The sequence below is a fragment of the Streptomyces sp. NPDC058646 genome (genome assembly GCF_042716875.1).
Classification (GTDB): domain Bacteria; phylum Actinomycetota; class Actinomycetes; order Streptomycetales; family Streptomycetaceae; genus Streptomyces.
The window spans coordinates 226,086-248,469 of the sequence record NZ_JBHXRK010000005.1 but is presented as its reverse complement, the minus strand read 5'-3'; the positions used below and the strand labels follow the sequence as shown (position 1 = coordinate 248,469).

The 22,384-nt window shown below is 73.8% G+C and carries 20 protein-coding genes and 3 pseudogenes; 13 read left to right on the top strand and 10 right to left on the bottom strand.

Features of this window, described 5'->3' with window-relative positions; translation table 11 throughout:
- Positions 1-423 precede the first annotated feature (423 nt).
- Positions 424-840, top strand: a complete 417-nt coding sequence (locus ACFWUZ_RS09090; RefSeq protein WP_384369524.1) for a Fur family transcriptional regulator — start codon at positions 424-426, stop codon at positions 838-840.
- Between the two features lie 108 nt (positions 841-948).
- Here ACFWUZ_RS09090 and ACFWUZ_RS09085 read toward each other — a convergent pair whose 3' ends face one another.
- Entirely contained in the window at positions 949-1,080 is a 132-nt protein-coding gene (locus ACFWUZ_RS09085) for a hypothetical protein (protein WP_384369521.1), read from the bottom strand.
- Positions 1,081-1,455: 375 nt separating this feature from the next.
- Here ACFWUZ_RS09085 and ACFWUZ_RS09080 point away from each other — a divergent pair, with 375 nt between their 5' ends.
- The 3 genes and pseudogenes from ACFWUZ_RS09080 to ACFWUZ_RS09070 all read left to right on the top strand — a co-directional run bounded on the left by ACFWUZ_RS09080 (position 1,456) and on the right by ACFWUZ_RS09070 (position 4,578).
- Complete coding sequence (locus ACFWUZ_RS09080) at positions 1,456-2,472, top strand: hydroxyacid dehydrogenase (protein WP_384369518.1); 1,017 nt, start codon at positions 1,456-1,458, stop codon at positions 2,470-2,472.
- Between the two features lie 73 nt (positions 2,473-2,545).
- Positions 2,546-2,962 (top strand): annotated as a pseudogene (locus tag ACFWUZ_RS09075) (carbohydrate ABC transporter permease); the annotation flags it as partial.
- Between the two features lie 95 nt (positions 2,963-3,057).
- The gene (locus tag ACFWUZ_RS09070; protein WP_384369515.1) at positions 3,058-4,578 is read left to right on the top strand and encodes an HAD-IA family hydrolase; all 1,521 of its coding nucleotides are present in this window, start codon (positions 3,058-3,060) and stop codon (positions 4,576-4,578) included.
- A gap of 54 nt (positions 4,579-4,632) precedes the next feature.
- Here the strand turns inward: ACFWUZ_RS09070 and ACFWUZ_RS09065 are convergent.
- Positions 4,633-7,048: pseudogene (locus ACFWUZ_RS09065) on the bottom strand (polysaccharide lyase 8 family protein).
- A 249-nt stretch (positions 7,049-7,297) separates the two neighbouring features.
- Positions 7,298-8,554, bottom strand: a complete 1,257-nt coding sequence (locus tag ACFWUZ_RS09060) for a Gfo/Idh/MocA family protein (RefSeq protein ID WP_384369512.1) — start codon at positions 8,552-8,554, stop codon at positions 7,298-7,300.
- 479 nt (positions 8,555-9,033) lie between these two features.
- On the opposite strand from ACFWUZ_RS09060, the gene ACFWUZ_RS09055 reads away from it, so the two are divergent.
- Positions 9,034-9,441 carry a luciferase family protein gene (locus ACFWUZ_RS09055; RefSeq protein WP_384369509.1) on the top strand — a complete coding sequence of 136 codons (408 nt, stop codon included), beginning with the start codon at positions 9,034-9,036 and terminating at the stop codon, positions 9,439-9,441.
- Positions 9,442-9,544: 103 nt separating this feature from the next.
- Here the strand turns inward: ACFWUZ_RS09055 and ACFWUZ_RS09050 are convergent, their stop codons facing one another.
- Positions 9,545-10,003 carry a MarR family winged helix-turn-helix transcriptional regulator gene (locus ACFWUZ_RS09050; protein ID WP_384369506.1) on the bottom strand — a complete coding sequence of 153 codons (459 nt, stop codon included), beginning with the start codon at positions 10,001-10,003 and terminating at the stop codon, positions 9,545-9,547.
- 177 nt (positions 10,004-10,180) lie between these two features.
- On the opposite strand from ACFWUZ_RS09050, the gene ACFWUZ_RS09045 reads away from it, so the two are divergent.
- On the top strand, positions 10,181-11,005 hold the full coding sequence (locus tag ACFWUZ_RS09045) for an SDR family NAD(P)-dependent oxidoreductase (RefSeq protein ID WP_384369692.1): 825 nt from the start codon (positions 10,181-10,183) through the stop codon (positions 11,003-11,005).
- A 175-nt stretch (positions 11,006-11,180) separates the two neighbouring features.
- Positions 11,181-11,921: a PP2C family protein-serine/threonine phosphatase gene (locus ACFWUZ_RS09040; RefSeq protein ID WP_384369503.1), complete on the top strand. Its 741-nt coding sequence runs from the start codon at positions 11,181-11,183 to the stop codon at positions 11,919-11,921.
- 245 nt (positions 11,922-12,166) lie between these two features.
- Here the strand turns inward: ACFWUZ_RS09040 and ACFWUZ_RS09035 are convergent, their stop codons facing one another.
- From ACFWUZ_RS09035 to ACFWUZ_RS09020, 4 genes and pseudogenes are all read right to left on the bottom strand, one after another.
- The gene (locus ACFWUZ_RS09035; protein ID WP_384369500.1) at positions 12,167-12,418 is read right to left on the bottom strand and encodes an EF-hand domain-containing protein; all 252 of its coding nucleotides are present in this window, start codon (positions 12,416-12,418) and stop codon (positions 12,167-12,169) included.
- 121 nt (positions 12,419-12,539) lie between these two features.
- Positions 12,540-14,042: a cellulose binding domain-containing protein gene (locus ACFWUZ_RS09030; RefSeq protein ID WP_384369497.1), complete on the bottom strand. Its 1,503-nt coding sequence runs from the start codon at positions 14,040-14,042 to the stop codon at positions 12,540-12,542.
- A 349-nt stretch (positions 14,043-14,391) separates the two neighbouring features.
- Positions 14,392-14,571, bottom strand: coding sequence for a CsbD family protein (locus ACFWUZ_RS09025; RefSeq protein ID WP_384369494.1), 180 nt, complete (start codon positions 14,569-14,571; stop codon positions 14,392-14,394).
- A 219-nt stretch (positions 14,572-14,790) separates the two neighbouring features.
- A pseudogene (locus ACFWUZ_RS09020) lies at positions 14,791-14,913 on the bottom strand (DoxX family protein); the annotation flags it as partial.
- A 74-nt stretch (positions 14,914-14,987) separates the two neighbouring features.
- Between ACFWUZ_RS09020 and ACFWUZ_RS09015 the strand changes: the two are divergent.
- Positions 14,988-15,932, top strand: coding sequence for a hypothetical protein (locus ACFWUZ_RS09015; RefSeq protein ID WP_384369491.1), 945 nt, complete (start codon positions 14,988-14,990; stop codon positions 15,930-15,932).
- Here ACFWUZ_RS09015 and ACFWUZ_RS09010 read toward each other — a convergent pair.
- Positions 15,919-16,659 carry a YoaK family protein gene (locus ACFWUZ_RS09010; protein ID WP_384369488.1) on the bottom strand — a complete coding sequence of 247 codons (741 nt, stop codon included), beginning with the start codon at positions 16,657-16,659 and terminating at the stop codon, positions 15,919-15,921. The two genes, ACFWUZ_RS09015 and ACFWUZ_RS09010, sit on opposite strands and share 14 nt — an antisense overlap.
- A gap of 75 nt (positions 16,660-16,734) precedes the next feature.
- Here ACFWUZ_RS09010 and ACFWUZ_RS09005 point away from each other — a divergent pair, with 75 nt between their 5' ends.
- The 4 genes from ACFWUZ_RS09005 (at position 16,735) to ACFWUZ_RS08990 (ending at position 20,144) form a co-directional block, all read left to right on the top strand.
- Entirely contained in the window at positions 16,735-17,169 is a 435-nt protein-coding gene (locus ACFWUZ_RS09005; protein WP_384369485.1) for a VOC family protein, read from the top strand.
- 63 nt (positions 17,170-17,232) lie between these two features.
- Entirely contained in the window at positions 17,233-17,385 is a 153-nt protein-coding gene (locus tag ACFWUZ_RS09000) for a hypothetical protein (protein ID WP_384369482.1), read from the top strand.
- Between the two features lie 57 nt (positions 17,386-17,442).
- Positions 17,443-19,779, top strand: a complete 2,337-nt coding sequence (locus ACFWUZ_RS08995) for an AAA family ATPase (protein ID WP_384369479.1) — start codon at positions 17,443-17,445, stop codon at positions 19,777-19,779.
- Between the two features lie 23 nt (positions 19,780-19,802).
- Positions 19,803-20,144 (top strand): NTP pyrophosphohydrolase, encoded by a 342-nt coding sequence (locus ACFWUZ_RS08990; protein WP_384369476.1) that lies wholly within the window; start codon positions 19,803-19,805, stop codon positions 20,142-20,144.
- A 116-nt stretch (positions 20,145-20,260) separates the two neighbouring features.
- Here ACFWUZ_RS08990 and ACFWUZ_RS08985 read toward each other — a convergent pair whose 3' ends face one another.
- Positions 20,261-20,761, bottom strand: coding sequence for an SH3 domain-containing protein (locus ACFWUZ_RS08985; protein WP_384369472.1), 501 nt, complete (start codon positions 20,759-20,761; stop codon positions 20,261-20,263).
- Between the two features lie 426 nt (positions 20,762-21,187).
- On the opposite strand from ACFWUZ_RS08985, the gene ACFWUZ_RS08980 reads away from it, so the two are divergent.
- Positions 21,188-22,366, top strand: a complete 1,179-nt coding sequence (locus ACFWUZ_RS08980; RefSeq protein WP_384369469.1) for a sensor histidine kinase — start codon at positions 21,188-21,190, stop codon at positions 22,364-22,366.
- The last annotated feature ends 18 nt before the right edge of the window (positions 22,367-22,384 follow it).

The window sequence follows — 22,384 nt, the reverse complement described above, 5'->3', positions numbered from 1 at the left end:
CTTCCGGACCAGGCGGATCATGGTGCTCAGGAACTGCATGCGGGGGAGAACGGTCGGTTCGCGGGGCACGGGGCACACGGCGCGGGCCGCAGAGGGGTCTGTCTGCCCCGGGCCGGCCGGAATCCTCGACGCCGAGGGGGTCACCGCCCCGTACGGTGTCGTGCGACGGGACGGGGGAGGCCTGCGCCTGCGGGTCGGCACCGAGAGGCGCGCGCGGCCTCCCGGCGGTGGTCCGTCACGTTTCAGTCTCCTGCCGCTCTGGAGTCGTCCTGTCCCTTGGCTATCAACTCATCAGATCCTACGATGGACAGATTCCAAGTCAAGAAGCAGACCAAGCCGATATCCCCTCCGATACAGGACGTCCGCCCGGGACGGCCCCCGGTGACCCCGGGCACCCCGCCGAGCCTGAAAAGGTGAGCCGATATGAGTGACCTGCTGGAACGACTGCGTGGACGCGGCTGGCGCCTGACGTCCCAGCGGCGTGTGGTCGCGGAGGTCCTCGACGGCGACCACGTGCACCTCACGGCCGACGAGGTGCACGCCCGCGCGGCGCAGCGGCTTCCGGAGATCTCCCGGGCGACCGTATACAACGCCCTGGGCGAGCTGGTCTCCCTGGGCGAGGTCGCGGAGGTCTCCACCGACGGCCGGGCCAAGCGCTACGACCCCAACGCGCACCACCCGCACCAGCACCTGGTGTGCTCCGGCTGCGGCATGATCCGGGACGTCCGCGCCACCGGTGACCCCCTGGCGGGCCTCCCCGCGGAGGAGCGGTTCGGCTTCACCGTGTCCGGGGTCGAGGTCACCTACCGAGGACTGTGCCCGGCCTGCGCGCGGCGCTGACCTGCCCGCTCCTGTCCCGCGGGTGACAGACGGTCAGGGCCCGCCCTGCGGCCGCCGGGCTCCGGCAGGGGCGGCTGCGGCGGCCGGTCCGGGGCCCCTGCCGGGGGCTCAGGCCCTCCTGAAGCGGTCGTCGTCGTCCACCCGCCGCCACCCGGCCGGGCTCACCGGCCGCGGTACGGTCCTGCCCGCGCGCAGCCATTCGAGTTCGAGCCGGTCGTAGATCGGCGAATCGGACTTCACCCGTGCAGCACCGAGCGCACTGAGCGGTCGCGGTGCCCCAACCGTTGCTTCTGTAGCGAAATGCGTCTCCTGCATGCTGGAGCAACGATCCTGCTGCGCCCGGCGTGGCGGTGCGTGACCGCATCGTCACCGTCGCGTGACCACCTCGGCGCAGGCCTGCGCCACGGGGGCGGGGGGCTCCACGCCGCCCTCCAGCCGCCTCGCACCGCCCGTGTCCAGGCGGAGGGGCGGGTGCCGGTCCGTCCCGCGCCGCCGCCTCCGGAACCGGACGGGCGATCGTATTGACCGAATCGTTGTTTATGATTGATAGTGCTTGACGATCACTACCGGGCTCCATAGAGTCGGGGCGGCCTCACTAGCCGCAAGGAGCACCAGATGCCCGTTCGCCGCCCGCGAATCCTGCTCTCCATGGCCCCCGCGCTGGGTCCCCGTCTGCTGGACGGCCCGACCGCCCGCCGCCTGCACGACGTGGCCGAGGTCGACCTGGACCTGATCGCCGACGACTTCACCGGCCCCGGGGTGGCCCGGGCGCTGGCGGAAGCCGAGGTGCTGCTCACCTTCTGGGGCGCGCCCGCGCTCGACGCGCGCGTCCTCGCCGCCGCGCCCCGCCTCAAGGCCGTCGTCCACGCCGCCGGCTCCGTCAAGTGGCTCGTCACCGACGCCTGCTGGGACCGGGGCGTCCTCGTGTCCACCGCCGCCCGCGCCAACTCCCTGCCCGTGGCCGAGTACACCGTCGCGATGGTCCTCCTCTCGAACAAACGGGTACTGCAGCTGCGGGAGGAGTACCGCAGCGTCCGGGGCAGGCAGCACGACTGGCACCAGCGGTACGCCCACGCGGGCAACTACCACCGCACCGTCGGCATCGTGGGCGCCTCCCGGATCGGCCGCAGGGTGATCGAACTGCTGCGCCCCTACGATCTCGGACTCGTCCTCCACGACCCGTACGTGAGCGAGGCCGAGGCGGCCGGGCTCGGCGCCCGCAGGGTGGGGCTCGACGAACTGTGCGCGACGTCCGACGTGGTCAGCCTGCACGCGCCCGAGCTGCCCGAGACGCGGTCGATGATGGACCGCCGGCGGCTGGCGCTGATGCGCGACGGCGCCACCCTGATCAACACGGCACGCGGTTCCCTGGTCGACGCGGCCGCGGTCACCCAGGAGCTGGTCTCCGGCCGGCTGCACGCCGTCATCGACGTCACCGAACCGGAGGTCCTGCCGGCCGACTCACCGCTGTACGACCTGCCGAACGTGCTGCTCACCCCGCACATCGCGGGCTCGCTGGGCAACGAACTGCACCGGATGGGCGGTTCGGCGGTCGAGGAGATCGCCCGCTACGCCGCCGGCCTTCCGTTCGTGCACGGGGTGCGCCGCGAGGAGCTGCGGCGCACCGCCTGACGCCCTCGCGTACGCCCCTGGCCCATGTCCCCCGACGGCGCCCGGCGCGCCCTGTTCCGCGGTCTGCCCCCAGGCCCTCCTGATCCCCTCCCTCGTCGACCCGTTCGGCGTCTACCTCGCCCGGGTCTTCTCCGAGGGCTACGTCCCGTACGAGGTGATCGAGGCGGCCCGGGTCGACGGCGCGGGCGACGTACGGACCTTCCGGTCCGTCGTCCTGCCCATGCTCGCCCCCGGCTTCGTGACGCTCTTCCTGTTCTCCTTCACCGCCAGCTGGAACAACTTCTACGGCGCGCTGATCATGCTGAACGACAAGGACCTGTACCCGGTCAGCCTCGGCCTGCACATGTGGAACATCTCGATCACCGAGAGCCCCGAGATGTACTCGCTGGCCATCACGGGCTCGCTCGTCGCCGTGGTCCCGCTCGTGATCGCCTTCATCTGCCTGCAGCGCTTCTGGCGCTCGGGCCTGACCGCCGGAGCCGTGAAGTAGCGGAGCCGCGCCCGCGGTCCGGGAAACCGGCCCGGTGCCCGCGGATACGGGGCCCGCTCCGCCGCCCCACCCACGACCGAAGACGGGAGCCCGCCGTGGCCACCTCATCCAGCCCCCGCCGGCACGTGCTGGTCGTCGGCATCGACGGCGTCCGCCTCGACCTCCTGCGCACCGCGCAGACCCCGCACCTGGACGCCGTCGCCGCGGCGGGGTTCCTCGTACCGGTCGAGATCGACGAGGACACACCCACCATGTCCGGACCGTGCTGGGCCACCGTCGCCACCGGCGTGGGCGTCGCCCGGCACGGCGTCCACGGCAACCACTTCGCGGGCCACCCCCTGGCCGTCTTCCCCGACTTCGCCACCAGGCCGGCCCAGGAGGACGGCCGCAGGACCTTCGTGGCGGCCGGCTGGCAGCCGCTGCTGCTGGCCCGTGACGGCGGCCCGCTGTTCGCCGCACCGGCGAGGCTGTCGTACGTCGCCCCGCGCGCGGACACCTGTGAGGACTGGGAGGCCTGCGACGACCAGGTCACCGCGGAGGCCGTGCACGTCCTGGGCAGCGACGACCCCGAGGTCTCCTTCGTCTACCTCGGCGCGGTGGACGAGACCGGCCACCTCCTCGGCTGCGGCGCCGCCTATCTGAGCGCGATCGAGCGGACGGACCAGCGGCTCGGCCGGCTGCTCGCCGCGGTCCGCGCCCGGCCCCGGTACGCCGAGGAGTCCTGGACGGTGATCGCCGTCACCGACCACGGACACCGCGACTCCGGCGGCCACGGCGGACGCAGCGTCCAGGAACGCACGGCCTGGATCGCCTCCTGCGGCCCCGGCATCCCCGCCGGGACCCCCGGCCGCCGACTGCGCTTCCAGGACGTCGCCGCACAGGTGTACGCGTCCCTCGGGCGCACCGCCGACCCGCACTGGACACTCGAAGGGCTCCCCTTCGCCACCCCCGCCCCCCGTCCCGCGGCGGGGCTGCAAGCGGTGCTCTTCGACATGGACGGGACGCTGGTGGACACCGAACCCCTGGGGTGGGAGACGGCGCGAGCGGTGAGCCGGGCACTGGGACATGAACTGACCGAGGCCGACGAACCCTCCGTGATGGGGCGTTCCGCCGCCGACACCGCCCACCACGTCCACCGGATCACCGGCGGCCGGGCCCCGGTCGAGGAGATCGAGCAGGATTTGCTGGCGGGCTTCCGCGAACAGGTCGCCCGCGGACCCCGGCCCCTGCCCGGCGCGCTGCAGCTCCTCGACGCCCTGGCATCCGACGGCATCCCGCTCGGCCTGGTCTCCGCCTCGCACCGGTCCGTCGTCGACCTGGTCCTGGCGGACCTCGGACCGCACCGCTTCGCCGTCACCGTGGCGGACGGCGAGACCCCGCGCTCCAAGCCGGACGCCGACCCGTACCTGGCCGCGGCACGGGCCCTGGGCGTCGACCCGCGCTCCTGCGTCGCCGTCGAGGACAGCCCCGCGGGCCTGGCCTCCGCCGAGGCCGCCGGCTGCGCCGTGCTCGCCGTGCCTTCCACCGCGGCCATCCCTCCGGCGGCGCGCCGTACGGTCCTCGGCGGGCTGACCGCGGCCGATCCGCAGCTGCTCCGCTCCCTGGTGGCGGGCTGACCCGCCACCGCGCACCAGGCCGTCCGCGCCCCACGGGCGGCCTCCGGGCCTTCGTCAGCCCAGCGCCACCTCGATCCGCTGGGTGGCCCCGGCCCGCCCGGTGAGGTCCCCGAAGGTGAGGGCCAGCGAGGACCCGGTACGGGCGGAGACCACGGTGGCCGGCTTGGACAGGACGGCGGCCACGGGACGGTTCCAGGTCACGGTCAGGCCGTTCTGCATCCGCATCGGATCACTGACGCACACGGTCGCGGTGCCGTCTCCCCGCTCCCGCACCAGCACACAGGCGGGCCGGTCGGCGCCGAGCGTGCCGACCGTACGGGCGACCCAGAAGTTGACGGCGGTGACACCGAGCGAGGGGACGCGGACGCCCTGCTGGTCGTTGCCGTTGGCGAGAACCGTCAGCCAGCCGGTGTCGGCGGCCCGCGCGGCGGTGGCCCGGGCGGTCGCCCCGGGCATCAGCACGTAGGAACAGGAGGCCCCGGCCGGGTCGACGCCGTGGTCGAACCAGAGCGTCAGGTAGCGGCGGGTCACGGGGTCGGTGCTGCCCCCGGTGTCGATGTCGCGCCAGGAGCCGGTGCGCGCCTGGCGCAGCGCCTTGACGGCGGCCCCGCCCGGGAAGACGTACCCGCCGTGTCCGGCGATCTGCGCCCAGGCGGCCCCGTCCAGGGTCGCCGACCAGCCGAGCGCGGTGGGCTGGGCGGCGCCGTTCACGGTGAGGGCCTGGGTGCCGCCCGCGCCGAGGTTGCGGTTCTCGACCACGGTCTCGACCGCGGTGCCGTCGGAGCAGCGGACGGAGCCCGCGAGGCACACGATCGCATCCGCGAGACAGAACCAGGACTTCTTCGCGTACAGCGTGCTGGACAGCCCGCGGACGAACTGACCGATGGCGGCGAACTCCCCGTCCGTGGCGCCGCCCACCCAGTTGACGTCCGGCCGCGGCAGGCCCCAGGCTCCGCCCTCCGCGTCCGCGAGCGCCTTCCGGGACACCGTGGTCCCGGGCAGCCGGTACGGGTCCACGGTGGGCCAGAAGGCGTCGGTGTACTGGCCGTTGCCGAAGGTGTCCCCCCACCACTGGAGCATGCCGGCCCCGGCGTGCCAGCCGCGCAGGTTCTCGCCGTTGCCCGTCTCGTAGAGGCCCATCCGCTTCGAGGCCATGCTGATCGACGCCGCCCAGCCCGGCCTGCGGTGGACGGCCCGGTCCATGGAGGGGAACAGCCGGTGGGCGGTCGGCTCGGCGAGGGCGGTGACCGCGGTGTCGTCCTGCACGGCCTTCAGGCGGGCGAGGGCCGCGACGCCCAGGTTCGGTGTCGGTGAGCGCGGGGCTGTAGTAGTCCCGCTGCATCCACCCCTTCACCAGCGCGCGCCAGCGCCGGTTCTCCGCGCCGCTCGCGGCGGCGCCGAGCAGGGCGATGGCAGCCAGGGCGCCGTGGCCGCGGCCGTGGTCGCCGCCCTGGAACCCGTACGGACCGGTCCTCGGGTTGCCCCGGCTGGTGGAGCGTCCTGAGACGGCGTCCATCATCAGGCCGTTGAACAGGAACGGGGCGAAGGACCCCTCCACGGAGTCGAGGACGAGCTGCCGCCGGGGGTCGGTGACCTCCCAGGCGGAGCCCTTCAGCAGGGCGAGGAGGCCGGCCAGTCCGCCGAGCAGGACCACGCCGTAGGAGCCGGTGTAGGAGAGGTGGGTGTGCTGGACGAAGGACCCGTCGGCGTAGAAGCCGTCCCCGGACGTCACGAGCGGGAAGACCGGGGAGAGGGCGTCGCGGGCGAGCGCGATCTTCGCCGCGTTCCTGCCGAGGACGCCGCGCAGGGCGAGCGAACGGCAGAGGTCCACCCGGTTGGCGCCCGTGCTGGTGCCCGTGTAGGAGGCGACGGAGGAGTCCGGTACGAAATGGTCCAAGGCGGCCAGGTATCCGGCGAGCTGCGCGGGGGAGAGCTGGTCGTGGAGGATCGTGCAGGTGTCCAGCAGGCTCTGCGGGGAGCCGATCCGGAAGTCCCACCAGTTGCCGAACGGGCTCTTCGACGGGTTGTAGGCCTGCTGGTGGAGGTGGTCGAGCCCGGCCTTGACCACGGAGGCCAGCGCGGGGTCGCCGGTCGCCCCCGTACCGGGCTGGGCGTAGGCCTGAGCCATCGTGCCCAGCCGGAAGTAGCTGCCGGTGATCGAGGCGGACGCCGTCAGGGGGAGGTCGGGCCAGAGCGAACCGCTGACGGCCGCCATGGTCGCGCGGTGTTCGGCGGCCTGTCTGCCCAGCAGTGCCAGCCTGCCCGCGAAGGGTTCCGCGGACGGGTCGAACCCGTCCCCCAGGACCGTCGCGCGCCACGTGGCCCGTAGGGCGTCGTACGCGTCGTACGCGTCCTCCGCGGCGGAGGACGCACCGGCCGACGCGGCGAGGCCGGCCGAGGGTATCGCGCTCAGCAGTGCGGCGCTGCCGGAGAGGTGGAGGAAGGAACGGCGGGACCACGGGGTGGACATGGAGCCTCCAGAACGGGGCGCGGGCCGGCTCGCCGGAGGGCGGTCACGGCCGCGAGCACGTGCGCGCAGCAGGAGGCGACCGCTCGGCGTCGAAGCGGCGTGGCGCGAGGAAGCGGGGTGGGAGGGTGCCCCCGTGACCGGTTTCTAGCACGCGCGCGAACGACCGCTCAAGAGGCGCGTAAGGGTCGATCCGTTCACACGGTCACGGGCGGATCGGTGACTGTGTTGATCGAACGCTCGTGATATCGCTCACGGCCGGACGGTCTCCACCGTGCGCGCCCGTCGGGCCCGTTCCGCGGCGAGCACGGTCAAGTGGCTGATGAGGGATTCCCGCGGGCCGGACCTCACCGCACCGGGATCGGCCGTGGCGACCGCGCGGACGAAGGCGTCCATCAGGCCGGCGTCCCCGCCCCCGTGGCCTCCGGCGGCGTCCATCGCGCCTTCCGGGCCGAGGCCGATGGCCTCCTCGGTGCGGCTCAGGAAGTCGTAGACCCGCAACGTCCTCCCGTCTCCCCGTAGTTCGCCCAGCGTTCCGAAGATGCGGGTCTGCCGGTCGGCCTGCTCGGTGAAAGCGGTCATGGTGAAGGTGGCGGTGGCTCCGGAGTCGAACTCCATGGCCACCACCTGGTGGTCGACCACGTCGTTGTCGCAGGCGTAGACGCAGCGTCCGTACGGGCCCTCGCGCAGCGCGGTCTCCAGCGCCTGCGGGGTGAACTCGTCGATCACCACGCTCAGTGGCCAGCCGTGCCTGCCGCGGGCCAGCCGTTCGCCGTACTCCCGCTTGGCCGAGTAGGGGCAGCCGGTCTCGACCGCGCAGTCCAGGCAGCGGTCGGCGGCGCCGGCGGGCCGGTTCTCCGGCCGGAAGTGCGAGAGGCGGCCGAAGCTCGACACGCGCACCGGGGGGCCGCCCAGCACGTACTGGAGCCAGTCCAGGTCGTGGCAGGACTTCGCCATCAGCATGGAGGTCGCCTCGTCCGCACGGCGCCAGTTGCCCCGCACGAACGAGTGGGCCTGGTGCCAGAACCCCACCGGTTCCAGGTGCTGGACGCTGACGACCTCGCCGATCCGGCCGGAGTCGACCACGCCCTTCAGGGCCCGCGTGTACGGGGTGTAGCGCAGGACGTGGCCGACGGCGAGGACCACGCCGGCCTCCTCCACCGCGGCCACGATCCGGCGGCACTCGTCCTCGGTCAGCGCCATCGGTTTCTCGAGCATGATGTGGTAGCCGAGCGCGGCGAACGCCAGGACCGGCTCCAGGTGTTCGCGGTCCAGGGTGCAGACCAGCACCGCGTCCGCGACGCGCCCGCGGGCCGCCAGCTCCCGCCAGTCGCCCACCGCCGCTCCTGCCACGAGGGCGTGGTGCGTGGCGAACCGTTCCCGGCGGACCGCGCGCGGCTCGGCCACCGCGACGACCCGCGCCCGTTCCGGATGCGCGAGCGCCCAGCGGGCGTGGGCGGCACCGCGGTCCCCGGCACCGACGACGGCGAGCGTGACTGCGGAGGACATCCGTTCCCCATCCTGACGAACCGGTCCGGTGCGCGAGGCTAGCGACCGCGCAGGCCGGGGACAAGACCGCGGAGGCCGGTGGCGAGGCGGCCTCGTCGGTGTGGCGGCCCGGTCGGCGGGCCGGGCGCCGGACCTGATGGTGTACCTGTGCAATTCGCCGACTCCGGGGACGATCCGGGTGCCGGGATGTATCGTCACGGCCAGGGCCTCGCCGCAACCCCCGTCGGCGAGGCCCTGCCCCCTGCCGGCGCCTCCCGCCCCGCCTTCCGGGCCCCGCGACACCTCCGTTCCGGCCGTCCTGCCGGCGGGCCGACGCCGCTTCCGGCCGGGTGCGCAGCCGCCCTCCGGGCCCTTGTGCAGGGGCCTTCCGTCGCGTTCCGCATACCGCCCCCGACGGGGCGTCACGCGCAGCCCGGCCCGGTCGGCGGTATTGGGCCAGGGGCCTTGTGCGGGGGCTTCCAGGCGTGCAGTCTCGGGGCATGAACACAGCTAGGCACGCCGGTGAACAGCTGAGGAGTTGGCCCGCGCTCAGCGAGGGCCGCCCGGCTTGTGGCGCCGGGCTCGGGCTGAACGCCGGATCGTGGGAGATCGTCCACTTCCACGGGACGCACGAAGCCGATGTCCACCTCACCCGTGCCATGATCACGAGACTCCGGCCGGCCCTCGCCGGCTCCACGGCCATCCGACTGTCCGCCGGATCCGACTGGGTGACGGTGCGTCTGGAGATCAGCTCCGACGTCGACCTGCTCGCCACCCTCGTCAGCGCCGCGCTCAAGGCGGCCACGCGCTCCGCCGAGGACGCGGCCGGGATCGGCCCGCGGCCCGATCCCTGTACGCACCACGCGAGCCGGGGCGCCGCCGTCGTCGTGGGCGCCGCCTGCGCCTGACCCTGCCCGCCCCGGCTCCCGGAGGAGATCACCCGGGCCCGGGCCCCCGACGGCAGGGCTTCGGCCGGTCCGGACGCCCTGTCGAAGCTCCGGGCGGTGCCGGTCAGGCCCCGGGGCGCTTCAGTTTGGCCCAGACGGTCTCCAGGGCCGCGATGTCCTCGTCGTCCAGCCGGTCGTCGAAGACCTCCCGCAGGGTGTTCCGGCGGGTGGCGTCGGCCTCGGCGAAGGCCTGACGCCCCGCGGAGGTGAGCGCGACGCACACGGAGCGGGCGTCGGTGGGGGAGGGGACGCGTGCGACCAGCCCGCGGGCCTGGAGCGCGTCCACCACGCGGGAGACCTGGCTCCGGCTCAGCAGCGTCCTGGCCCCCAGGTCGGAGGCGGCGACCGGCGCGCTCTGACCCTGCAGCCAGAGCATCACCTCGAACCAGGACAGGGGCAGGCCGTGGGCCCGGTTGAGGGCCTGGTCCACCCGGGTGGCGAGGGTGGTGCCGGCCCAGATCAGGCCGTAGAAGGCATGATCGCGGGGGGTGAGGTCGCCCATGCTGAGCTCGGTACGCGCCATGCCGGCAGCCTACCTGTTTGCGTGTGCGTGCACATAAATATATTGTGTGTGCACACACTCAAATATCGCTCGTCTGGAGACGCCGTGAGCACGCAGGCCACACCCCCCACCCCCACCCCCGCCGACGCCGCCACCGGTGCCGCAGCCCCCGCCGCCCCGGCCGGACCGAAGACCGTCCTGATCACCGGGACCTCCTCCGGCATCGGCCTGGCCGCGGCCGTGGCGGCGGCGCGGGCCGGCTGGCAGGTGGTCGCCACCATGCGCGACACCGGCAAGGCGGGTCCGCTGTGGCGCGCCGCCGCCGAGGCCGGGGTCGCCGGACGTATCCGCGTCGAGCGGCTGGACGTGGTCGACCACGACTCCGTCGCCGCCTGCCTGGACGAGGTGCTCGCCGCCTACGGACGTCTCGACGCGGTGGTCAACAACGCCGGCGCGGGGCGCGTCGGCACCATCGAGCAGACCGGCATGGAGGACGTCCGCGCGACGATGGAGGTCAACTTCTTCGGTGTCGTGGAGGTCACCCGGGCCGCCATGCCCCACCTGCGGGCCTCGCGGGGCCGTGTCATCACCGTCACCAGCGTCGGCGGCGTCGTCGGGCAGCCCTTCAACGAGGCGTACTGCGCGGCCAAGTTCGCGGTCGAGGGGTTCATGGAGTCACTGGCACCGGTCGCCGCGAGCGTCGGCGTCACCGTGACCGTGGTCGAACCGGGCGCGGTGGCCAGTGAGTTCGTCGAGAACGTCGGCATCGACCGCGCCGCGATGGCGGCCGCCGCGGGTCCCTACGCCCACGCCCTGCAGGCGTACGTCGACCGCGCGACGAAGACCTTCAGCCAGGCCCAGACCCCCGCCGAGGCCGCCGCGCCGGTCATCGAGGCGCTCACCGCCGAGAAGCCCGCCTTCCGGATCCAGACGTCCGACTGGGCCCGCGACTTCGTCGGCGTCAAGCTCTCCGACCGGGACGGCTCCGCGGTCCAGGGCCTCACCGGCGACTGGATCGTCTGACGCGCCGCTCCTGCGTCGCGCCCCGTCCTGCCCGGCCTCCCCCGCCCCGATTTCCGGCCCGCGGCTCCGCGGCGCCCGGGGACTTCCCGCCGGTCACCGGCTGCCCTCTCGCACGCAGGGCGTGACAATGGGGGTGAGGGATGCGGCTGCCGCTGTGGAGAGGCGGGTCGGTGTGGTGCCGTACATAGCTGTGACCGCCCTGAGTCACGTCGGGCTGATACGCGAGCACAACGAGGACAGCCTCGTCATCGGCCCGTGGACGCTGTGCGCGACCGTGACCCAGAATCCGCAGAGCCTCGTGTTCCCGCTGGGCAGGCCGCTCGTCGTGGCGGTCGCCGACGGGCTGGGCGGGCAGCCGGGCGGTGAGGTGGCCAGCGCGCTCGTGGTCCGCAGGCTGGCTGACCTCGGCCCCGTCCTGGACGGCGCGGAGGCCCTCGGCGAGGCGCTGACCGCCTGCAACAGCGAGGTGTACGCGGCCGCCGACGGCCGTCCGGAGCTGGCGACCATGGGCACCACCGTCGCCGGCCTCCTCGTCCTGGGGGAGACGCTGCTGGCGTTCAACATCGGCGACAGCAAGGTGTACGAGGTCACCTGGGACGGCCTGCGCCAGCTGAGCGTGGACGACAGCCCGCCGCCGCAGCCGGGGATGCGCACGACGTCCGCCGTCACCCAGACGCTCGGCGGCACCCGGGGATTCAGTCCGGTCCAGCCGCACGTGGCCACCCGCGAGGTGTCCGTGGGCGGCCGCTACCTCGTGTGCAGCGACGGGCTGACCGACCCCGTCCCCGGGGAGGAGATCGACCGCATCCTGCGGGTGCACGACGACGGCAAGGCCGCCTTCGAGCTGTGGAAGACCGCCATCGAGGCCGGCGGGCCGGACAACATCACGCTCGCCCTGGTGCGCATCGGCGAGTAGCGGCCGGCGGCTGGCCCCGGCGGACCCCTGCTGTCCGCGCCCCACCCGCTGCACGGCTGGAGCGGGCCGGACGAGGCCCGGGCACCCGCGGAGCACCGCCTTCACCCCGAGGGCCCGCATCCCGCGCCTCACGGCCGGCGCGGAGGGAACCTCCGTCCACGCGGCGAGGGGCGCAGCCGGGCCGGTACGGGTGGCCGCGGCCGTATGCGGCCGCCGGGCCCGGCCGCCCCGCGATCCCGCCGGGGCTACCAGCCGAAGCGGCGGTCGACCTCCCTCGAGAACTCCTCGAAGGTCAGCACGTCGTCGCCGTCCAGGTTCGCCGCGTCGAACAGGGCCGAGGACGCGTCGGCATCGCTCACGCCCCAGAACGGCAGGTCGCCCTGCGCGGCGAGGGTGGGGCCCTTGGAGCGCAGCGCCGAAATCACTTCTGCCCTGGTCAGGCTGCCGTCCGCATTCAGGTCGAGAGCGTCGAACAGCTTGCGGGCCTTCTGACTCATCACATGGTCCCTTTCCGAAGGGGCCTGGCCGGCCACCCACCTCACGGTCAAGAACGACGTGCACCGCGTCCCGGTTCCCGCCCTCCAGCGCCGAAGACGGCGGAACCGGTGCGCGCGGCGGTCACTTCAGCGCCGCGAACGCCTTGGTGAAGGCCAGCGGTTCCTGGAGGACCGAACTGCACGTCGCGTCGGCGTGGCCGACGGCTCCGGCCGGGCACTGCTTGTCCCGCGTCGCCGACCACATCGCCAGCCGGCCGATCCCCTTGGCCGCCGCGAACTCCACGAGCTGCGTGGCGTCCTCGACGGTGAAGATCTCGCTCACCACGTCGTTGACGCCGATCATCGGGGTGACGGCCACGGCCTTCCAGGCCGCCGCGTCGGACAGCCCGAGGACCCCCTTGACCTGCGCCTGCGTGGCCGTCGCCGCCTGGATCGCGTACTGCCCCATGTCCCCGCTGTACGCCGGGCCGTAGTCCATCGCCATGATGTTGACGGCGTCGACGCGGACGCCGTTCTTCCGCGCGTCGGCCAGCAGCGCCACCCCGGGCTGGGTCAGCCCCTCCGGCATCACGGGCAGCGTGAAGGCCACGTCCAGGCCCGGGTGGGACTTCTGCAGCCGGGCGATCGCCTGGGCGCGCCGGGCGTTGGCGGCAGTGTCGGGAAGAGCCGCGCCCTCGATGTCGAAGTCGACCCTGGTGAGCTTGTAGTGGTCGATGACCTTCCCGTACGCCGCGGCCAGCTCGTCGACGGTGGCGCAGTTCAGGGCCAGCTCGTGCCCGGCGGCGCCGCCGAACGACACGCGGACGTCCCCGCCCCCGGCCCGCAGCGCCCCGATCTGGGCGGCGACCCTGTCACTCGCCAGGTCGGTGACGCCGCCCCACAACGGCGCGCAGCCGCCGCCGGAGGTGATGAAGGCGAGGTGGAACTCCTTCACACCCGTCCTGGCCGCCGTGTCGAGGAGGTCGTACGAGGGGTACAGCGAGGTGTCGACGTACGGGGCGAAGCGCGCACCGGCCGCGGGCGGCGCGGGGGCGGGCGAGGTGCTCGCGGTCGGCCGGGAGGTGGGGGAGCTGCTCGCCGTCGGCTTCGGCGCGCCCGTCGACGTGGCCGTCGACGTGGCAGTCGGCGTCGCCGTGACCGTGGGGCGGCTGGTGGGGCGTCCGCTCGGCTGGGCCGTCGCTCCCTGGTCCACCGAGCACTTCAGCCCGTTGATGCGGCAGCCGGTCGGGTCGCCCGGGGTGCCGGTCCCGCTCGTCACGAAGCCGACCGTGACCGAAGCACCCGCGGCCAGCTCCCGGTTCCATCCGGCGGGCTTCACGGTGACGCGCTGTCCGTCGAGCGCGTGGGTGCCGTTCCACAATGATTCGATCTTCGTGCCCGCGGGCAGGTCGAACTGCAGCGTCCAGTCCTGCAGACTCTGCCCCGTGTGGTTGGTGATCACGTACTGGCCGGTGTAACCGCCGCTCCAGGAGCTGGACTTCGTGTACGCGGCCCCGACCGAGGCGGCCTGTGCGGTCCCGGTGAACGCGAAGGCCGCGCCGCCGATCACCGCCGCCGTCAGGATCCCGCCCGTGATCTTCGCCGTACGGCTCGCCCTGCGCCGGTGACCACCTGTGCTGCTCATCGCGTGCCTGCCTCTGTGTTACTGGGGAGTTGGGTGCGGCAGCACGCTAGCCGCCCCGAAACGGACATTCGTTCGCTTCGGGGCGGCGGGTGTGAGTCTTAGGTTCCGCTTAAGGCAGGGGTAAGCGGGGCCTCAGGAAGCGGGAACGGCGTTCCCCTCTGTGACGCCGGAGCGGCCCCGTGGCGTGACGGCCGCCGGGGCCTCCTCCACCAGGACCGCCCCGGGCCCGAGGTCTCATGCCAGAGCGGCTCGTCCCTCGGGCGCCGGCGCCCGGGGAGGCCCGGGCACAGCCGGGCCGCGCCCGGGTTGGTGACGGGCGCGGCCGGGGGTGGGGCAGGAAGCCTCGGGGTCAGTGCTTGCCGCTGGACCGCTTCATCTTGTCGCCGGCCTTCGCCACCGTCTCCTCGGCCTTGCCGCTCATGCGGTCGGCAGTGCCCTCCGCCTGCATGCGCCGGTCGTCCATGGCGCTACCGGCGGACTCCTTGATCTTGCCCTTCGTCTGCTTGGCCTTCGCCTTTGCCTTGCCCATGACGACGTTCCTTCCTTGGGGGAATGTGCACGCCCACCATGCGTCCGAAGTCGCATGTGCGCAATATATGACAAACCTGGCCACTTCCGCCGTTCGGGCCCGCCCCGCCTTCCTGAGCCGGAACAAGGCCCCGCGCGTCGTGTGCCGCCCGTACGCCGTCCGTGCGCAGCCGCCGTCGCCGGACCCGGCCGAGAGGGGCCCCCAGGTGTGCCGTGCCGGTCAGGCCGGGATCGGAGCCGCATCGGTGGCGCCCGGTCTCCGGCCCGCACGGGCGGTGAGCAGGCCGTCCAGGGCGAGGGCGCCGGGGACCGTGAACACCAGCAGGAGAAAGGCCCAGCAGAACGCGCGGAGGCCTCCGGCCGCCCGCAGGGCCGCTCCGGCTGGCGCGGCGCAGGCCGCTGGTGTCCGCTGGACAGGTGACCCTCCTCACCCGTCGCGCCTGGCTGGCGGGGCTGCCGCCCGCCGCGGGCGCCGCCGTCATGGCCGCGGGGATCCTCTCGGTCGGGCTGGACCTGCTCGGACACGAGGCGCTCTCCCTGGCCGCGCTGGCCCTCGCCGTGGTGCTGTGGTGCGTACTCGCCGCGGACTTCACGACCCGGCTGCTGCACGACCGCGGGCGGTTCAGGACCGAAGCCGACACCCCGGCCGCGCTCACCGCCGTGGCCGCAACCACCGTGCTCGGCGCCCGGCTGGCCACGCTGGGCCTGCAGACCCTCGCCGCCGTGCTGCTGGCGCTGGCCGCCGCCCTGTGGCCCGGCCTGCTGACCGCCGTCGTCCTCCACTGGCGGCGCCGCATGCCCGGCGCGGCCTTCCTCGTCTGCGTGGCCACCCAGGGGCTCGCCGTCCTCGCCGCGGTCCTCGCCGCCGAGGGGCGGGGTGACTGGCTGGCCTGGGCGGCCCTGGCCGCCTCCTGCCTCGGGCTGCTGCTCTACGCGGCAGCCCTCGTACGCTTCGACTTCCGCGAGGTGGCGGGCGGTGCGGGCGACCACTGGGTGGCCGGCGGCGCCCTCGCCATCTCCGCCCTGGCCGGATCCAAGCTCACCGCGTCAGCGGTATGGACCGGCGGGGCGCACAGCGCACTGCGCACCGTCACCCTGGTGGCGCTCGCGCTCTCCCTCGTCTGGTACGCCGTCCTGCTCGCCGCCGAACTGCGTCATCCCCGGGCGCAGTACGACATCCGCCGCTGGGCCACCGTGTTCCCGCTCGGCATGACGGCCACCGCCTGTCTCTCCGCGGCGCAACCGACCGGAGTCGACCTGCTGCGCCCCCTGGGCGAGGTCCTGCTCTGGATCGCCGTGGGCGCCTGGCTCCTCACCCTCGTCGCGATGGCCGCCGCCCGCCGGGCCCTCAGCCCGCACTGACCGCCCCGCGCTCCCGGAAACCCAGGACCGCGACCCCCACGAGCAGGACGACCGCCGTCAGCAGGGCCCACCGCGCCCCGTGACCGAGCATCAGCAGCCCCCCGGCCAGCGCCCCGCACAGCAGGGAGCCCACCGACACCAGCCGCCGTACGGACGCGGCTCCCCACGGATCCGCGGCCAGTCCGGTGAGGGTGCGGGTGACCACCGTGGTGGTCAGATCGGGGACGGCGAGCCGGTGCACGACGGCGTTCTGCAGCCCCATTCCGAGCGCCAGCAGCGCGACGACGGCCGACTGGCCGGCCCGGCCCGCCGACGTCGCCACGAGAGCCCCGGCCACGAGCAGGGCCTGCACCGCGACCAGCGGCCCGAACACCCACCGCGCCTCCCGGTCCCGCCGCAGCCGTCCGGCGGCCGTCGCCCCGGCCAGGAACGCGCCCAGCGCCAGCAGGGAGGCCGAGGCGGACAGCTCACGGTCCCCGGCGAGCGCGAAACCGAGGAACGCCACGTTGCCGGTCATGTTGGCGACGAAGACGTGGTCGAGCCCGAGGAAGCTCACGGCGTCCACCAGCCCGCTCACGAAGGTGAGCACGACCAGCAGTGGCGGCAGCACCCCGTGCTGGCCACCCCCCGTCCGCTGGCCGCCCGCCGCGGGCGGACCGTCCGCTCCCCGCGGGAAGAGCAGGGCGGCCAGCGGCCGCAGGACGCCGCGCCGCCCGGTCGACCTCATCGAGCCAGCCCTTCCCGCGGTCCGCCGCGCGCTGTTCCGGTGGCAGCCGCGGACCCGCCTGAGTAGGGTCCCGGCATGGCGTACACGTTCCAGGTGACCATCGACTCGGCCGACCCGCACGCGCTCGCCGACTGGTGGGCCGACGCCCTCGGCTGGGAAGTCGAGCCGAGCGACGAGGGGTTCATCCGCGGCCTGATCGCCGCGGGCCACGCGACGGAGGCCGACACCACCACCCATCACGGCGTCCTCGTGTGGAAGGCGGGCACGGGGATCCGCCACCCGGACGGCCTGAAGGGCGCGCCGCGGGTCCTCTTCCAGTACGTCCCCGAGGCCAAGACGGTCAAGAACCGCGTGCACCTCGACGTCTCCATCGGCTCCGACGACCCGAAGACCGTCATCGACGGCCTGGTGGCCAAGGGCGCCACCTTCCTCCACGACGGCCGGCAGGGCCCCTACACCTGGACCACTCTCGCCGACCCGCAGGGCAACGAGCTGTGCATCACCTACTAGGGACGGGCCGACCGTGCACGAGCCGACGAGCCGGCGCAGCGCGAGCCGGCCGGACTCCACCAGGTGGACGTCATCCTCTCCGGCGCGACCGGCATGATCGGCCGGGGCGCGCTGCGCGCATGCCTGCGCGACGACGCGGTCCGCAGCGTCCCGGCCGCATCCTGCGCCCGCGGGGCGCCAGCCGTCCTGGTCGTCGCGGCGACCAGGCATAATTGACTACCCGGCATCCCCTCCCGCACCTGAGAATGAACCATCTCGAACCGGGAGGAACCCATGAGCCAGGACCACCTGACTCTGCACGACCTGATGCCGGCCCAGGCACTGGCCGAGTCGATCGCCGCGGGGTACGTGACCCGCAAGTCGCACCCCGAACTGCCGCTGTCCCTCTACACCTACACGCGGACCGCCCAGTACGAGGGGGTCTGGGACCAGGTCACCACGCGCTGCCGCGGACTGGTCGCCGACGACACCACGGGCGCGGTCGTCGCCCTGCCGCTCCCGAAGTTCTTCAACGTGGGGGAGCACACGTCCGGCCAGCCGTACGCGCCCGCCCTCCCGGACGAGCCCTTCGAGGTGTACGACAAGGTCGACGGCAGTCTCGCGGTGGTCTTCCACTACGCGGGCCGCTGGCGGGTCGCCTCCAAGGGGTCCTTCATCAGCACCCAGGCGACCTGGGCCCAGCGGCGCCTCGACGGCAAGGACACGTCCGCGCTGCGCCCCGGCGTCACCTACCTCGCGGAGATCCTCTACCCGCAGAACCGCATCGTCGTGAACTACGGCGACCGCCGGGACCTCGTCCTCCTCGCCGCCTTCGGCCGCGACGGCGTCGAGGTGCCGCTCGCCGAGGCCGCGCCCCACTGGGAGGGCATCGGCTCCGTCGTCACCGTGTGGCCCGCCATGCCCCTCGACGAGCTGATCGCGCTGACGGAGTCCAGCACCATGCCCGGTGGCGGCGCGGCCACCGGTACCGACGCCGAGGGCTTCGTGCTCCGCTTCGCCTCCGGCGTGCGCGCCAAGGCCAAGCTGTCCGAATACGTACGGCTCCACCGCGTGCTCACCGGCGTCAACGAGCGGGACATCTGGCGCAGCTACGGCATCCAGCGCTTCGCCGGCCTGCCGGTCAAGCGGCTCGCGCAGGGCCTGAACTGCACCGTCGCCGAGGTCGAGGCCTCGGACGGCAAGCCGCTCGACGCGCTGCTGGAGCAGGTGCCCGACGAGTTCGACGCGTGGGTGCGCGAGGTGATCGCGGGCCTGGAGGAGCGGGCCGCGCGGCACGAGCGGGCCATCGACGAGGCCTACGCGAGCCTCGCCCACCTGGCCGCGGACCGGGGCGCCTTCGCCCGGGCGGTCCAGGAACTGGGCGACCGGGAGGTCCGTCCCGCCATGTTCCGGCGGCTCGACGGCCGGTCGACCGAGCTCACCAGCTGGCGCCACGTGCGGCCGGAGACGGCCGTCCCCTACGCCACCGACGAGGAGGGCACGGACGTGCCCGGAGAAGCGAGCCGCCCGGCGCCGCAGGCCCCGCCGCGCGTCCCCGGCCCGGCGTCGTCCCGTACGGCGGACCCCGCCGCCCGGCAGCCCGCCGTACGCCCGCCCGCCGCACGGCACGACACGGCTGGCGACGGCGCGGCGCGGGAGGCGGACCGCGCTCGGGCCGACGACGGTCAGGACGCCGTGCTGCCCGTCGTGCACGTCATGACCGGGCTGCCCGCCTCCGGCAAGACGACCGCCGCGCGCGCCCTGCAGGCGCAGTCCGGCGGCCGGATGCGCCGCGTCAACCTGGACGACCTGCGGAGCATGCTCGACCTGCCGGACCCCGGACGGAGCCGCTCCTTCGCACACGAGCAGACCGTGCTGGAGGTCCAGGACGCGGCGGTCCGCGCGGCCGTCGCCGGCGGTTTCGACGTGGTGGTCGACAACACCCACCTGACCCAGCACATCCCCAAACGGCTGAAGGCGGCCGTCGGGGGACTCGCCACCTTCGTCGTGCACGACTTCACGGACGTGCCGCTGGAGGAGTGCCTGCGCCGGGACGCCGCCCGGGAGCGCCAGGTCGGCGAGGAGATCATCCGCATCCTGGCCGACAAGCACCAGAAAGCCCGCAAGGGCGGCTGGCGGCTGACGGCCGAGTGGATGAACGGCCGGTCCGACGGGATGGCGGTGCCGCCCGTGCAGACGTACGTCCCCGACCCGGCGCTGCCCCCGGCCGTGATGTGCGACATCGACGGCACCCTCGCGCTGACCGGCGACCGGGGACCGTACGACTTCTCGCGCTGCGAGCTCGACCTGCTCAACGAGTCGGTGCGGCACGCCCTGGACGCCTTCCGGCGCGCCGACGGCGATGTCATCGTGCTGCTCTCGGGGCGCAGCGAGGAACACCGCCCGCAGACCGAGTCCTGGCTGCGGCGGCACGAGGTGCCGTACGACGAACTGTGGATGCGTGCGGCCGGCGACACGCGCCGCGACGACATCGTCAAGGCGGAACTGTTCGACGCGCACGTGCGTCACCGGTACGCGGTACGGGTCTCGCTCGACGACCGGGACCGCGTCGTGGCCGTGTGGCGCCGGATGGGCCTGCCCACCTGGCAGGTCAACTACGGCGATTTCTGACGTCTGACGGACGGGGCGAGGGCATGCTGATCGTGGACGCCGCCAACGTGGTCGGCTCGGTCCCGGACGGCTGGTGGCGGGACCGCAGGGGTGCGACCGAGCGGCTGCGCGACCTGCTGGCGGCCCGGGACGGGGACGAAGAGGTCGTCCTCGTGGTCGAAGGGGCCGCCCGGGGCGTCGAGTCCGTGCCCGGGGTACGGGTGGACCCGGCGCCGGGCAGCGGGGACGACCGGATCGTGGAGCTGGCCGCGGCCCACGCGGACCGCGGCTGCGTGGTCGTCACGGCGGACCGTGCGCTGCGCGAGCGGGTGCGGGCCCTCGGGGTGGAGTGCGTGGGGCCGCGTACGGTCCGCCCGGTGGACTGACCCGCCCGCGCAACGGCCGCCGTCCGGCACCCCGAGGGGCGCCGGACGGCGGCCGGACGGCTGTGGTGCCGCGGTGCGGGTCAGCCGGGCGGTGGCCCGGCGGCCCTCCGTGCGGGTCAGCGGCAGAACTGGACCTGGGACTGGTTCCTGACGTAGCGGGCGGCGACCCAGCGCTCCTCGCCGTACTGGCGGGTCTGCGGGTTCGGGCGGTTCTGCCAGCCGCCGTTCCCCGGGCCGGTCTCGACCGGCCCGTTCTCCACGGGGCCGTTCTCGACGGGCTCGTTCTCCCACGTGTCCCGCTTGTCCTGCAGGCGGAACCAGATGCGGTTGCCGTCGACGGACTCGCCGTACGTCTTGCACCCGATCTCGACCGTGCGGTTCGGCTGCAGCTGACCGACGATCTCCGAGCGGGTGTTCGGCCTGCTGCGGACCTTCAGCGGCCCGCGCGAGACGACCTTGCCGATCACGGACCGGTAGGCGGCCGCCTCGACGGCGGTCTCGTGCGAGGGCAGGGTGGTCATCGGCCCCTCGTCCGCGACGGAGACGCCCGCCCCGACCAGACCGAGCACCAGGCTTCCGGCGGTGAGAGCGAGGATGGTCCTGGTGGGCTTCAGCATGCGCCGGCTCCTCTACGAAGTCATCCGCCCGGCCGCGACACACGGCGCGGGGCGGCAACCGGGGGGTTGCCACGGACGACTATGGCCATGGAGGGGCGCGCAGCCCGGATGACTCACCGCCGTTTAGCCCGATATGCCCAATCCGCGCCATCGGTCGGCCCCGATCCGCCCGGGACCCGGCCGTACGCGGGGCCGTGCCCGCCCCCGAACGGGCACGGCCGCGCGGCGAGGCCCGGGGGGCGGGGCCGGTGCCTGCCGGTGAACCGGCAGGACCGAATCTACGCACACCGGCCCCGCCTGCGCGCCCATCCACGGGTTGAACCCCGCCTACCCCTCCGGCGAGCGACCCTGTACAACCAGCGTGGTACACCAAGGGGGTTGACGTGCAGTTGTCCACAAGCCCGGCAGCGGGTGCGCATCCGGGCCGTGCTGCCGGCCGCCGGCGAGATCGTGTGGGCCGTCGGCTCGCTGTGGATGTCGTCCACACTGCTCCACAACTGGCCCGATCCGCACGGCTACTGGCGGGACAACGACGCGCTCGCCTACGCGCTGCTCGCGGCGGTCTACCTGCCGCTCGTCCTGCGCCGCCGCCACCCCCTGGCCGTGATGGCGAGCACCGGACTCTGGGTCGGCACCTACTTCACCCTCGGCTACTACCACGTGGTCGCCGCCTGCGGCATGGCCACCGCCCTCTACACCGTCGCCTCCCTGTGCCCCCGCAAGGTCTCGCTCAGGTGCGCCGCCGCCACGCTCGCGGTGCTCCTGTGGGGCACCCGCCTCGCCGAGCCCGGCGTCGGCGGGATGAGCGCGGCCTTCGTCACCGTCGCCACCGTCGTCTGCTGGGTCGCCGGTGACGGCTCCCGCCGCCTGCGCGAACTCACCCGCCAACTCCGCCTGGAGCAGGAGGAGAAGGCCCGCCGGGCGGTGACGGAGGAACGCATCAAGATCGCCCGGGAGCTGCACGACGTCATCGCGCACCACGTCTCGGTGATCTCCGTCCAGACCGGCCTCGCCGGGTACGTGTTCTCCTCGGACCCGCCGACCGCCCGGCGGGCCCTGGGCACGATCGGCGACAGCGCGCGCGAGGCCCTGGCGGAGATGCGCCGGATGCTGGTGGTCCTGCGCGAGGACCCGGGCCGGGGGACGGCGGGGCAGGCGGAGCCGGACGCCGGGGAGGCGAACGCCTCCGGAGCCTCGGGGCTCGGGCGGCTGGACGAGCTGGTCCGGCGGGTCGGGGAAGCCGGGGTGCCGGTGGACGTGCGGATCACGGGGACGGCGTACGAGCTGCCGCCCGGGATCGACCTGTGCGCCTACCGCGTGGTGCAGGAGGCGCTGACGAACGTGATCAAGCACGCCCCGGACGCCCGCACCACCGTCCGCGTCCACTACGCCGCGGACGAGGTCCGGGTACGCGTCAAGGACGACGGAAGCCGCCGCGCGCGGCCCCGCCCGCCCGCCGCAGGCAGACCGGCCGGGCAGGGATTGATCGGAATGCGGGAACGGACCACGATCTACCCCGGTACGGTGACGGCCGAACCCGCCTCCGGAGGCGGCTTCGAGGTCAGCCTGCGGGTCCCCGTGCCACGCGCCGGCGGTGGCGCGTGAACAGGACCGGACTACGGG